This window comes from Bacteroidales bacterium, assembly GCA_035647615.1.
Taxonomy (GTDB): Bacteria; Bacteroidota; Bacteroidia; order Bacteroidales; family 4484-276; genus SABY01.
Map to the genome: position 1 here is coordinate 76,726 of DASRND010000011.1, position 13,259 is coordinate 89,984.

General features: G+C 40.9%; 10 protein-coding genes. 3 read left to right on the plus strand and 7 right to left on the minus strand.

What is annotated here, in order from left to right; translation table 11 throughout:
* The first annotated feature begins 99 nt into the window (after nucleotides 1-99).
* Nucleotides 100-2,100 (plus strand): T9SS type A sorting domain-containing protein, encoded by a 2,001-nt coding sequence (locus tag VFC92_05035; protein HZK07543.1) that lies wholly within the window; start codon nucleotides 100-102, stop codon nucleotides 2,098-2,100.
* A gap of 220 nt (nucleotides 2,101-2,320) precedes the next feature.
* Here the strand turns inward: VFC92_05035 and VFC92_05040 are convergent, their stop codons facing one another.
* From VFC92_05040 to VFC92_05050, 3 genes are all read right to left on the minus strand, one after another.
* Nucleotides 2,321-3,376: a linear amide C-N hydrolase gene (locus tag VFC92_05040; GenBank protein HZK07544.1), complete on the minus strand. Its 1,056-nt coding sequence runs from the start codon at nucleotides 3,374-3,376 to the stop codon at nucleotides 2,321-2,323.
* Between the two features lie 219 nt (nucleotides 3,377-3,595).
* On the minus strand, nucleotides 3,596-4,441 hold the full coding sequence (locus VFC92_05045; GenBank protein HZK07545.1) for an ARMT1-like domain-containing protein: 846 nt from the start codon (nucleotides 4,439-4,441) through the stop codon (nucleotides 3,596-3,598).
* A gap of 80 nt (nucleotides 4,442-4,521) precedes the next feature.
* Entirely contained in the window at nucleotides 4,522-5,781 is a 1,260-nt protein-coding gene (locus VFC92_05050) for a hypothetical protein (GenBank protein HZK07546.1), read from the minus strand.
* 316 nt (nucleotides 5,782-6,097) lie between these two features.
* On the opposite strand from VFC92_05050, the gene VFC92_05055 reads away from it, so the two are divergent.
* Nucleotides 6,098-7,768 carry an AMP-binding protein gene (locus VFC92_05055; protein HZK07547.1) on the plus strand — a complete coding sequence of 557 codons (1,671 nt, stop codon included), beginning with the start codon at nucleotides 6,098-6,100 and terminating at the stop codon, nucleotides 7,766-7,768.
* Nucleotides 7,769-8,020: 252 nt separating this feature from the next.
* On the opposite strand, the gene VFC92_05060 is transcribed toward VFC92_05055, so the two are convergent.
* The 3 genes from VFC92_05060 to VFC92_05070 all read right to left on the minus strand — a co-directional run bounded on the left by VFC92_05060 (nucleotide 8,021) and on the right by VFC92_05070 (nucleotide 11,649).
* Complete coding sequence (locus VFC92_05060) at nucleotides 8,021-8,524, minus strand: hypothetical protein (protein HZK07548.1); 504 nt, start codon at nucleotides 8,522-8,524, stop codon at nucleotides 8,021-8,023.
* 252 nt (nucleotides 8,525-8,776) lie between these two features.
* A complete protein-coding gene (locus VFC92_05065) occupies nucleotides 8,777-9,847 on the minus strand; it encodes a hypothetical protein (protein ID HZK07549.1) in 1,071 nt (356 codons plus the stop codon).
* Nucleotides 9,848-10,059: 212 nt separating this feature from the next.
* The gene (locus VFC92_05070; protein ID HZK07550.1) at nucleotides 10,060-11,649 is read right to left on the minus strand and encodes an ABC-F family ATP-binding cassette domain-containing protein; all 1,590 of its coding nucleotides are present in this window, start codon (nucleotides 11,647-11,649) and stop codon (nucleotides 10,060-10,062) included.
* Nucleotides 11,650-12,220: 571 nt separating this feature from the next.
* Between VFC92_05070 and VFC92_05075 the strand changes: the two genes are divergently transcribed.
* Nucleotides 12,221-12,466, plus strand: coding sequence for a hypothetical protein (locus VFC92_05075; GenBank protein ID HZK07551.1), 246 nt, complete (start codon nucleotides 12,221-12,223; stop codon nucleotides 12,464-12,466).
* Between the two features lie 84 nt (nucleotides 12,467-12,550).
* Here the strand turns inward: VFC92_05075 and VFC92_05080 are convergent, their stop codons facing one another.
* On the minus strand, nucleotides 12,551-12,988 hold the full coding sequence (locus tag VFC92_05080; protein HZK07552.1) for a hypothetical protein: 438 nt from the start codon (nucleotides 12,986-12,988) through the stop codon (nucleotides 12,551-12,553).
* Between the last annotated feature and the right edge of the window lie 271 nt (nucleotides 12,989-13,259).

Here is a 13,259-nt window from a genome sequence, read left to right on the forward strand (position 1 = left end):
GTGGGAGCCTTCATTTCAAAAAAATATTTTCCCCGGAATTCTGCTGATAGTTATAAAATGTTTAGTTTTGGTTCCAATATTCACTAAATTTAATAGATTATGAAAAAACTTACACTTTTACTTTTGATGATGGCTACCGGACTTTTTATGGTGGCGCAAAATGCAGTCCTGAAGCCGGGGCTTCTCTATGAGCAGGCCAAAATCTTCCAGTCGTACGATAGCCAGCCGCTGCAACAAGGGGTGGTTGGGCAAACTTCTGTTGCACGGCCAGCGTTTAATTACAAATCAACCGATGCTGTTTCGGTAATCGATATCGGTACTTCGGCCAATGCTTATGGCGTAGCCAATGGTGGCAAGTCGAACCTGATGGTTAACAACGACATCAATGCCATTAGCTGCATCCATCGTATGGGTGGTGAGTTGGATCCGGGTGGCTACAGTGGCGACCTGGGTTACGACATCTCATTGGATGGTGGAATGACCTGGAGCGTTATGAACGAGGTTCATACCGCCCATGAAAATGCCGGTGGACAATATTACATTGACGCTGCACGGTACCCGCATCATGGTATTTACAACCCGGTGGGCAATACCGATCCCGACAATGCATATGTTGCATACTATGCTGCTACCACTGCCGGTTCCAATGGTGACACCTGGGGCGGCTTGTGCTGGGGTAGTGGTAACATTGGTGTTCCTGGTGAAGTCAATTATAATTTTATCTCTACCTCCGCTGGTACAGGAATTTATCACTATGTACCGCAAGGGTTTACGGTAGCGAAAGACGGTGATTTCTGGGGTGTAGATGGTAATAAAAACTGGTTCAGTGGTGCCCAGGTTTACGAGGGAAGCCTGATACTTACACGCGGTGTCTGGGATACAGATATTATGGGTTTTGAAGCAACTCACATCCTGCTCGACCTTACTGGTCCAGCCGATGCCTTCCCTGCAGATTATAAAGTAGAGTTTTCGCCTGACGGACAGATTGGTTATGTGATGGCGCTGATGGATATTGGTGAAGTTCCTATTTCATCTGGCCAGTCATACTATCCGGTACTTTTCCGTACCGAAGATGCCGGTCTCAACTGGTCGGATGCTATTCCGGTAGCTCTGGCTGGTGAAGATGGGATACCTGGTATTCTCAATTTCCTTTCCGATGAAGAAATTGCCGAGCTTTTTGAGGCACCAGTGCCTGACCGTGAACAAATTCCTTTCACCACCTCTTTCGATGCTGATATCAGCGTGGATCACAATGGCAATCCACACATCGCTGCTATTGTTGGTGTTTCGGGATCGACAGCTTATTCGATTATTTCGGCACGCTCTACTATTTCAGGATATCTCTTTGCGGGAGCTTTCCTTATCTCGTCGAATGATAAGGGTGAAGAAGGTAGCTGGACTGCGCATCTGATGGGTCGCCCCTCTACCTTTAGAGGAACCTTTGGTGATCTCTCTGAAGATAATCGCATTCAGATTGCCCGCGACAGGCTGGGAGCAAAAATGTTTGTAGGTTGGATCGATACTGACACCACGGTATCTACCGACAATAACGCTCCCGATATTTGGTGCCGTGGTTATGATATCGATAATAATTGGTTAACGGATGATCAGATGGGCAATCCAATGCCAGTGAATGTTACCTACGGCTCCGAAGCTACTTTTGGTGCTTTTTTCTTTGGGATGGCCAACGAAGTTTTTGATGATGGACTTGGTGCCTACAACATTCCGTTCTTTTATCAGGCAATGGATCCTGACCCCGGTTTGGCAGTGCAGTACAAATACATCCAGGATTTCACATTCCTGATGAGTGTAGGCATCGACGAGCCAGTGGTGCAGCCCGCCAACATGGAGGTGAGTCAGGTAATGCCCAATCCGGCAACAGCCAAAGCACGGCTTGCCATCACGCTGGGCGAACCAGCTTCGGTTTCGGGCACAATTACCAACATGATGGGACAGCAGGTTTCCGTTTTGCCTGCCCGCCGTTTACAGGCCGGCAGCAACGAACTGACTTTGGATGTAAATGGTTTGAGCGCCGGAATTTATTTCTGCACGCTCACCTCAGGTACCGAATCCGTTACCCGTAAAATGATTGTGAAGTAGAGCGCATGGCGCAAAATGCGAGGCGCCTGGCAGTTGATTGCTGCCTTACTTTTCTTTTAAAACAAAAAGACCGCGGTACAAGTGTCGCGGTCTTTTTTATGTTCTGGATTTAAAGCGAACATACAACTCTTTCTTCAGGGAGTTTATGCCCTTTCAATATTTAGCGTGTTCTTAGTTCTCGCATCTCTGCACCGGTGAGCAATAGTATGAAATACTGAAATTACATGCCCTGAAACTCAAACGGCTTGGCATTTACAAATAAAGCTGATGTTTCGCCGGAATAGGTTTGGAATTCGTCAGCCGCCAATTTTTGAACGGAACTACCTGCACCGAAATTGACTTTATTCAAGTCAATCCAAAAGGTGTTGGGGGTGAGGGCGTTTTCAAAATAATAGACCAAATTTTTATGATCGGAAACGGTTCTCCATCGTGTAGAAGAAATATTAGGCTCGTTGGGGGTGGAAATACCGTAAGGTACCGAACAGTTGCGGATAACGCTAAACACAGAAGCCACGGCTACGCGTGTGTTATCAGTTTTTGGAATGGCATCGATATAATATGCGGCGCGCACAAACCGGTCGGCAGCACGATTTGTTCCCGGCAGCATAATCGATCCCGGAATGCTTTTCCAGTAGGCATTCAGCGCGAGCTGCTGGTCGAAAGTTGGCGAGTTTGTCATAACGTTATAGGCTTTGCCGTGGTGTATCACCAATGCTCCGTCGATGTATTCAAAAATGGCGTTGTCGCCCGTGGCATCCGACAGCGCCATGTGCAGGGTTGTATAAATATCGGTTCCCGGGATGAAGGTTGTAACTACTACAATTTCGTTTTTTTGGAAATGCGCTACTGCTTCTGCTACTGACTGAAAGTTGTCCAAAGCATATTGCGCCCACAATGAAACCGATAGTCCGGTTTTGGTGCCATTCGGATCAAAATCGGGAAATTTCGATTCGGCGAGCCACAAAAGATTGGCAACCAGACCTTTTTCATTCATGCCATCAGAGACGGCAATATCCCAGCTTGTGGTAACCAGGCTTCCATATTTTACCGTCCACTTCACCGAATTAGGGCCTACCAGTCCGTTGCGTTCGATACCGCGTGGGAGAACCCAAAGGTTGGCGGGTATTTCAGTTTTCCAATCCATCGACCGGGCGGTCATCACATTGTTGTTGGTGCCATGATAAACCACACGGGTACATGCGTTGATCTCTGATGTCGGGAAAGACATCAACATTACCAACCCAACTGACAAAAAAATAAGACTTGCTTTTTTCATAAATGTTTTTGTTTAAATTTTCTTACTCTGTTAAGGCTTTTCAGATTACGCCTTTGTTGTTATTAATTTTAATAATAAAAGATAAACAGGACGCTAAACAGTTTAGAGGCATGATGGTTTACGTGGAGAGGTGAAATTTCTAAAAAAACAAATTGCAGGCATGAGCAAATGCAACCATACGCAGCGCGACCAGTTTTATCTATTTCAGAAAGTTCCTGGTTAAAATGTATGTTCTTTCAAAATAATAGAACCCTCTGCTACGCCAAGATGATTGGAGATGATCCGGCATTTTGCTTTTAACAAAAAGAAAACCTGTCGGCTACAGCCCGACAATCCTTCAAAATTTCCCTGTCCTTTGCTGATGACGAGATCTGCTGTGTTGAATAGTTTAAGAAATACAGACGAGCTCTGGCTGAGAATAATTCCCGGGGATTTACATCCTGAATCAACTATCTTCGCCACCTCGTCTATTCCGGAGGCAATGGCATCTTCGCGGGTGACGTCGTTGATGATGGGTATGGCGCGTACCGCATATTTTACCGGCCTTTTTAACTCCTTGATCAGAAGTATATCAAACACAGATTCCCCAACATTGTCGCCCAGATAAAGAATGTTTTTGCTTTTCGCCAATTGCTTTTTAAAGGCATTGTAATCAAATATTGCAAAATCCTGTTCCAGAATAATCTTCACATCCCGCACAATGTCGAATGCTTTATTAACGCCCAAATCGATCACATTTCCGGCAATGGCTATTTTTATGGCAGTAAGCAGCTTGTCGTCAGAATTGGCCACTATTTTTTCTAATTCGGGGTAAATAGCTTTCGTTTCCTGAATATGTTGCTGCTTGATTTCTTTGTAGGGATCATCAATACCGGTAACTTTACTTACAATGTGATAAACTTTTGCTCCTGTTTCGGCGGGTGTCGCTTGCATAGAAATGGTTTTTACCATCTCTCCGGTTTCATCCAGAATTTGCTTCAGTTTATTTTCGTCAGAAGTTGCCATTCTTCCCGCCCGCAATGCTTGTTGCATAAAACAAGGGATACAATCCAGATACGTTTTCATTCTTTCTTTGCCTTTTTTTTAATTCCGATAGCTATGGGCAAATGTAGTAAAAAAGCTGTGAAGTTGGATTGCCGGAGCTGTTACTGGTCGTGGTAGGGGCGGATAAATGCGCGGGCTTCGGGGAATTCTGTTTCGGCCATCTGTAGGATTTCTTCGAGTTGCTGTCGCAAATTTTTGAGTTCTGTCCGGTGGCTTTTCAGGTTACGTATCAGCATCGTGAGCGCATCCAGCGATTCGTCGATGGTGAGGAGCGCTACTTTGGCAGAGCCATTCATGTCGCGGCCGCCATCGTCGACGTTTTCGTCGTCATAAAAACTTATCATCGCGCGCTGCAGTTTTATTAAGATAAAAAAATGAAATCGTTGCAGAACCTCTTCTGCCTCGGCCACCGCTTCAGAATAGCCACGGGCAAGATGATGCGCGAGGTCGTCGCCAAGTTCTTCGTCTCGTTTCTTGAGCCATAAATCCATGTGTATTGCGAAAACTCCGGTTTGTTGCATCAGCGGATGACGTTTGGCCTTGCTGTGTGGCGAGAAGAAATCGTCATCCTCCGTGTCAAAATCTCCCTCGTCTTCTGACCATTCAGCATCAAAATCCGCATCCTGACTCTCATTGTCGTTAAAGAGTCCATCTTCCTGATCTTCGTCAAAAGGCCATTTCTCCATCTCTTCCGCGGGAATATTGCCATCCGGATATTTCTCGAGCAAACCCTCCATTTTCTCTTCGGTAATGGCCACATAACACATGCGCCTGAACGGGCAACGTTCACACCAGCGGTCGCAATAGTTTTGAATGCCTTCCAGCACCGAGTCTTTATCAAATTTCATGGGCCAGCCCTCATCTAATGGTGTCACAGCCCCCATCAGATTACTGAAGTCCTCATCCTGATCCTCCAATTCATTGCATTCGTCGCAATATCCCGGAAACGGGCAGTGATTTTCTTCGTCGTACTGGCAAAATTCGATATGTACTGTGCCGGTTATCACATGCACGTAATCATCGTCCCAGATATCGCGCAAAGCATCATAAAACATTCTGTCGGGGAGGCCGTCGGGAACATCAGGTTCAAAATTATAGACAAGCAGCAGATAGAGCATCTCGGGCATCAGCTTGCTGAGGTGTTCGTTGGAAAGCAGATGCGAATCGGGTAACAGGTTGGAGGCGATGCCCAGGATCGTCGAAAGGGGCTGAAGCTCACCGTTAATGTATTGTTCACGGGCTTCCATCTCTATTTCGTTAGCCTGCCACGTAGGCAAACTCTTGTCTTCCAGCGGGTCAGGAGGCGCTGCTTCTGCTGCTGCGCGTATGTCGTCGATGAGTTGTGAGATGTATCGATCCATGATGTTGCAATTGTTAGAAAATTCAAAAGTAACAAATTCCTGAGGTGGAATTCATTCAGGGTTTTAATTTGAGATTTATTTACACTGGTGTCCGGTTAAAAGGAAATTATGTTTACCGGACAACAGTGATTTATTTATTAATAATCCAACTTTACCAATCTTTGCCATACTAAGAGATCGAAATTAGAGCCGGTTATTTATAAAAATCTGTAATAGGATGGAAATTGTTAAAAAGAATGAGCCGGTCAAAAGATGGTAATTTCGTATCTTGCGTGCTTATTTTTTAGTCAATTTCTTTATTAAAAAACAAATGCCTATGAAACGCAAGGATAAAAAGGATACCAAAAACGAAAGCACTTACCTGAGCGATCTTTTTAGCGACGCAATAAAGAAGAATTGGAAAAAGCCCGCTTTTAGCAACTATGGCGCCGATACGCTGACTTTTGGCGAGGTGGCCGAACGCATCGATTTTTTGCATCGATTTTTTAAAGAAGAGAAGATCGACAAAGGTGATAAAATTGCTTTGCTGGGGACTAACTCGGCTGCCTGGGGCATTGCTTTTATCGGCATCATAACTTATGGCGCCGTTGTGGTACCTATCCTGCCCGATTTCTCTACCGAAAATGTGCATCACATTGTCAATCATTCCGACTCTAAAATTCTCATTGTTTCATCAGCTATTTATGATCGACTCGAGATCGATCATTTAAAGACGCTCACCTGCATCCTGGAACTTCGCAATTTTAGTTTGCTGCACGAAAAAGGAACCAAAACTGCACAGGCATTTCAGCGTGTGGAGCAGCAAAGCACTTCGGTGGCGCTGAGTCCGGATGATCTCCGCTACCATCAGGGAAAGCCTGAGGATTTGTGTATAATATCTTACACCAGCGGCACCTCCGGATTTACCAAAGGCGTGATGCTGCCGCAGCGAAGCCTTTATAGCAACATCATTTTTGCGCGTGAAAATATGCCACTTGAAGCCGGAAACCAAATTGTTTCGTTTTTGCCTCTGGCGCATGTTTTTGGGTTGTTGTTCGAGTTTTTGTTTCCTTTTACTATGGGATGTCATATTACTTTTCTCGCCAAAATTCCCTCGCCGGCCATCGTCACTAAAGCTTTTGGCGAAATCAAGCCGCACCTGATCTTGTCGGTGCCGCTGGTGATCGAAAAAATTTATAAAAAGAAAATCGTTCCCAAGCTCGACAAGCCGATGATGAAGATGCTGCTCAAGACGCCGGTGGTGGGCGAGGTTATCCGGCGGCGGGTGAACAAAACGCTGACGGATACTTTTGGTGGACAATTTCGTGAGATCGTTATCGGCGGGGCACCTTTGAGCGAGGACGTGGAGAACTTTTTCCGCAAAATTGGATTCCGTTTCACCGTTGGTTATGGCATGACCGAATGTGGTCCGCTGATTAGTTATGTGGCCTGGGATAAATCGCGCTCTCGCTCGGCAGGCTTGGTGGTGGACAGGATGAAGATGAAAATTGTGCGTCCGGACACCGACACCGGCATTGGCGAAATAATGGTGAAAGGCAGCAATATGATGACCGGATATTATAAAAATGAAGCTGCCGATAAAGAGGCTTTTACCAAAGACGGCTGGCTGAAAACCGGCGACCTGGGCTACATCGACAGCGATGGATTCCTGTATATAAAAGGGCGCAGCAAGAATATGATTTTGGGGCCGTCGGGGCAAAATATCTATCCCGAAGAGATCGAAGCCAAAATCTCCAACATGCCCTGCGTGCAGGAATGCGTGGTGAAGATGCACAAAGACAAACTCTTGGCCATGATTTATCCCGACCGCGAAGCGATGGAATGCGGCAAGCTCGACTTTCAGGATATCGACAAAAAGATGAAAGAGGGTCTCAAAGAACTTAACGAGGAGTTGCCGCGCTTTGCACAAATCACCGACGTAGAAATTGTGGACGTAGAGTTTGTAAAAACACCCAAGAAAAACATCAAGCGGTATCTGTACACGTGATGCAGGGCGCGGGGCGCAAAGAGAATGGGGTTGTGTTTTCTTTCAGGAAGGGTTTTTTGGGTTGGGGGTTGACGTTTATGGCGATGAGCAGTAGCGGATTTCACGTCGAAATGGTCTGTCCAAAGGACAGGACTTTCTACTTAAATCTGCGGTTTCAATGAAACACTGAACCCGCTATTGCCTATGCGTCGGTGTTGTAGCACGTTATTGTTTTATATTCTTTAATAATGCTATATTTTCATTTCAGTCAAGTCACCCCCAGCGTACTAATACTTTCTCATCCCAGGTTGAAGCCCATTTTTTTGTTTCAGGATCTCCATTTATTATTTTTTCAATTATTTCCCATTTGTTTCTTGTTTGGTCTGCTGCTGCTTTTGGCAGAAAAAAAATTTTTCTTGAGAACTCGGGTTTTACAAATTCTGAGACCCAAAGTGATGGCACTACGTAAACATCTGGCTCAACGTTTTCATCCCATTTAAAATCCACAAAAACATACCAAAAGTCAGTTGAATGTCTGCCAATCACTCCTACATTTACATCCCATTCGTATCCTTCGTTTCCGTATCTCTTTTTTCTATATGCTCCTTGGCTTGTTTTTACCTGAATCGAAATACTTTTTAATCCTTGATTTGAACTTATGATTAGGTCAACATTTGGCATGTTTCCTACTGTAAGTCCAACGTAATAATTTTTTCTAGCTAATTTATAAGCTACATAATGTTCTCCCGATTCACCAATAAATTTAGTTTTTGACATATTTCCTTTTATTAAATTGGTGCTAACGTTTTGCAGCTACCCGAAGGGCGGGATTTTTAGCACTAAACTTCATTCGGAGAACTGAACTTTCGGCTTGCATAAATGTGTCTGCGAAGCACGAAACCCCGCCTTTTGGGTAGGTGCTGTTGTGCGTTCGTTCTTCTCTTCTAACGAAGCGATGTCCTCCAATGTCAGTACATAACTGTTCACGAAACGATAAACAAAAAGCGTGTTGCAGTATCAAGTTTGTCATCATATTTCCTCTGTTTTGATAAACTGTGAAAAGTATTTATGTTTGGTGGCATTGTTTTTCAAAATGATTGTCAACACCTTTTCAGTAAAGGAAATAATCTCTTGAACATTTAGTATTTTGAAGTCTGATATTGTTTGTCTGTAAGCAAGTAATCGCCATTGATTTGCAGTTAACTCATTTTCTAAATTACTTTCAAAACCGTCTGCGACAAGATTATTTTTTATTTCTTTAAACTCATTGTCGATTTGGAGTAAATTTTTGTGTTCAGGGTCTATATCAAAGAAGAAAGCTAATTCAGGAAGATTCTTTTTAAAAATTATTCCGTGGTCGTCTATGTCATAATACAAGCATATTGCACCAAATTGTTCATAAGTAGAATTATCAGTATTCTTTAATGAAATTTCTGCTCCCTTTCTGCCCCAAGCGTCTGAATAATGTAATTTGATATTATTGAACCCGAATTTAGAAAAATCAATATCGTGAATGAAATTTTGAAAGATGCTACTAATTTTCAAGTCAAAGTTAATTTTTAAATACTCACAATAAATTTGTATTTCTTCAGAATATATTTCTCCAAGTTCGTCAAATTCACCAGATTTTTTTCCATACTCGACAAATTGTTGAACAATTGGATTGTCTTGAAAGTTTTTCTTTAAATACAGTGAAATTTCTTGCCATGTTCTAAAAACAATTCGTGGGTCTCCAATTTCTTTTACAATTTCAATGTCAGATTTTCTTGGTGAGGTTACAAGTAGTAAATCACTTTCACTACATTGTTTTAAATGTCCGATTAGTTGGTCTGCGTCTAATCCTCTTCTATTTGTTTTGTTTTCATAGAAAACTGTAATTTGTTTTGCGTTAGACAATTTTATATCAAAACTACCATCAGGATTTGTTTCTCCGCCACCGTATACCGTTTTAATTCCAATGATTGGTTTTTCTGAAGTCTGCTTGCTTGTCAAGTAGTCAATAAATTGATTGCTGTTTAAGATTTCAAGAATTGCAAAAAAATTGTAAGTCAGTTTATTCTCGGGCTGTTGATACGAATTAAGGAAGATATTTGTCGTCATTTTTTCTATATTAAAAAGGTCAATGTTAATTTTTTGCAGTCATTTTCAAGTTTGTACTGTCTCCATTGAATGACGCACAACGGTTGGCGGTATGGCCAGTAAGGGATTGCGGGCGATGTCCTATCAAGTTACACGAAAATTGAAGCGGGCAACAAACCTTCGCATACCACTGAAACCCTTATTGGCTATACCGCGTGTTAGCTGCTGTATTTTTATAAATTAATTGTTCTTTCTATGTTTATTTGCTCTAAAAAAGTTTCATCGTGCGAAATGACAATCAATGTACCCTGATAATCATTGATGGCATTTGTTAGTATTTCTATGTTATAAATATCCAAATTATTGGTCGGTTCGTCCAAGATTATGATGTCTGGCGATTGATTGTAAATGCTTAAACAACATAACATCAAACGCATTCTTTCCCCACCACTTAAAGCATTGCAAGGCTTGTCCCAATCTTCTTTTGGGAACAAAAACCTATTTAGTCTTATTTTTATTTCGTGTTCCTGCAATGCAAAAGTATTAAATTGCTGTGACTGCTCATAAACTTTTCGGTTGTTATCTATTAACGAATAATCTTGGTCAATATAAACCGATTTGTTTTCTGCAATAAAGACTGTGCCGATTTGCGGTACAAGATATCCCAAAATCATTTTTATTAAAGTCGTTTTACCAGAACCGTTTGCTCCTTTTACAGATATTCGTTCCCCACTAACAATTTGAAAATTCAAATTTTCTCTCCATAAATAGTTTTCGGTTGTGTACCCGAAATTAATACTATTTGCAATAAAAAGATTTTTGCCTCTATGAAGTTTTGAATTGTCAAATCCAAACTTCATTTGGTTAATTTCAGAAAGGGAAGAACGCAACTTTTGTAATTCAGTTCTGACAATTCCTATTTTTTCTGTGTGAACACCCGCTATTTTAGCAGTACTTAACTCTGCACTGTTTTTCATAGCATTGGAAACTATTTTAGGAAGCCCCGCTTTACCACTACTTTTTTTTGCTCGTGTGTCCAGTTTTCTTTGACGTTCCAAAGTTTCACGTTGTTTCTCTTTGGCTTTTTTCAAGTCCTTTTCCTTGCTTTGAATATCTTGGTTAAGCGCATTTATTTCAATTTGTTTTTGTTCCTTATAAAAGTCGTAATCACCACCATAGACTTTAATTCCATTTGAGTTTAATTCGCAAACGGTATCTAAGAGGTTCAGTAATTTTCTGTCGTGGCTTACGATAACCAAAGTACTTTCTGTAGATTGAATATAATCATACAACAGTTGCCTGCCAAAAATATCCAAATGATTGCTTGGTTCGTCCAGCAAAACCAACTCATATTGATGGATAGAAATGCCTGCGAGAAAAACTTTTGTCTTCTGTCCTCCACTAAGGGTGTCCATTTTTTGAGACAAGTCTAAATTGGATAAATGCCAATAGTTCAGAGCATCTTTACAACGGTCTTCTAATGTCCAGTCATCATTAAGCAGGTTGAAATTTTCTTCACTTATGTTTCCGTTCAAAATTTCATTTAAGGCATTTAACTTATTTTCAATCCTTAATGCCTGAGCAATGCTCAAATGGTTAAACTGTCCGCAAATTTGTGGGATATAATACGGTTCCGCATCAACATTTATTTTACCGCCTGACGGTTCTAATTCTTTAGCAATAATTTTCAACAACGTTGATTTTCCAACTCCGTTGCTACCAATCAAAGCTATTTTGTCGTGGTTGTTTATCGTTAGGTTGATGTCAGTAAACAGCAAATCTTTATTAGGGTGTGTATATGATACACTATGTAAAGTCAACATAATTTCTTTCTTTATAAAAAATGAAACACTCACAGCAAAATATTCTACTGTACTTTTTTATCTATATGTGAAAGAAATTATTTTTTCATCCCTACTGACTGTTTAGTTTTAGATTTTGCAAATATATAAAATTATGTGGCAGCTTCCTAATATTGCAGCTAACGGATGGCGGTATGAAATCGTTGGGGATTGCGGGCTATTTACCTATCCAGTTACACTGAACTTAATGCGTGGCAGGATGTTTGAATAACCACTTAAACCCCAATGTTTTATACCGCGTGTTACCGCCTGGTGTTCTTTGTTTTCCATCATTTTTTCTTTCAATTTGCTACACTGTTTCTGACTGCCGTGCGTTTGGACAGACACACTCTTTGACAAGCTTTGGTTTTAGCGTTGGCTCGTGGGGCTTGGCAATGTGTGTGACTGTGAAGCGTGGGCATATTATTGTCTTTTAGCACTTTGAATTACGAATTTTGAAAACATTTTTACAAGGTCTAAAAAGAGCCAAATTGACCAAAATGTCAAAAACCAAATTAATCCGCTTAGAATCGTTTTAAAGCTAATAGTTGTATTGAAAAATGAATATTCTTTGATTGTAGCTGGTTCAATTAATGAGTATATCAAAATTAAGATTATGGCTGATGCAAAGGTCAAAGTTGATATTTCAAACTTACCTACTAATTGGTGCAGCAAAGATTTTGAATTATCATCTGGTGCTTCCTTTTTATATAAATCCTTTGAGAAATTAGATGTTGCAATTATTGATAAAGCTGTTATAGTAAAGCCAATTGTAACTGATAGAAAAGTCAAAATATGACCAAAAGTTGCGGAGTTATCAAAATGCAAATAGGTGGATAAGAGAAAAATTACACCTATTGAAAAAAGATATTTTGATATGTATTTAACCGTTTGCATTTATTTCTTCTTCTATTTTAGCAATGATTCGACTGAAAACATCACTTGGATTAAACATTTCATTTTCATCTATTGGAGCTTCAATATCAATCTTTCGTGTGAACAGATTATTATTAAAGAACATACCCATATTTTTTTCGTCTCTACCCGCTATCATTATTCCATTGAAACTCTCACGGTTTTTGAAAATACTTTTGATTTTCGAATACAAATTATCTCCGATAAACGTGTCTTTATACTTCAAATGCAGAATTGCTTCATAAGCACCATACATTTCATCAATTAACGCCTTTGAAACGGAATTTGATTGACTGAATAAACTAGGTGCTGCACTTAGTTTAATTTGGTCAAGTGTCTTTAATCCTTCAATGAATTTACTTTCATCATACACATCCTTTAAAACTATCTTCTTATTTTTAAACAATTTTTAAAAATGGTCAATCAAAAGCGATTTCTTTTTTGTGTTACTCAACCACAAATAACTTGATATCAAATCGAAAATAGCAAAATATTCCTTTGGCTCTATTTGGTCGGAATCTCTTGGATTTGGTTCAAACTCTTGTTTGGATTTATTATAAACATTGGGATTACGAGGCATTTGTAATTAGCAAAATTGCAATGTACAAAAAATGGCAACATGCGATGTACAGATATTGGCAAGGTGCGATGTACAGATTTAACATTCTATAACTATC

What these genes read in the sequence shown, in the direction of transcription:
- VFC92_05060 (HZK07548.1), bottom strand. Translation starts at nt 8,524, where the DNA reads ATGTCAAAAACTAAATTTATTGGTGAATCGGGAGAACATTATGTAGCT.
- VFC92_05065 (HZK07549.1), bottom strand. Translation starts at nt 9,847, where the DNA reads ATGACGACAAATATCTTCCTTAATTCGTATCAACAGCCCGAGAATAAA.
- VFC92_05055 (HZK07547.1), top strand. Translation starts at nt 6,098, where the DNA reads ATGAAACGCAAGGATAAAAAGGATACCAAAAACGAAAGCACTTACCTG.
- VFC92_05070 (HZK07550.1), bottom strand. Translation starts at nt 11,649, where the DNA reads ATGTTGACTTTACATAGTGTATCATATACACACCCTAATAAAGATTTG.
- VFC92_05045 (HZK07545.1), bottom strand. Translation starts at nt 4,441, where the DNA reads ATGAAAACGTATCTGGATTGTATCCCTTGTTTTATGCAACAAGCATTG.
- VFC92_05035 (HZK07543.1), top strand. Translation starts at nt 100, where the DNA reads ATGAAAAAACTTACACTTTTACTTTTGATGATGGCTACCGGACTTTTT.
- VFC92_05040 (HZK07544.1), bottom strand. Translation starts at nt 3,376, where the DNA reads ATGAAAAAAGCAAGTCTTATTTTTTTGTCAGTTGGGTTGGTAATGTTG.
- VFC92_05050 (HZK07546.1), bottom strand. Translation starts at nt 5,781, where the DNA reads ATGGATCGATACATCTCACAACTCATCGACGACATACGCGCAGCAGCA.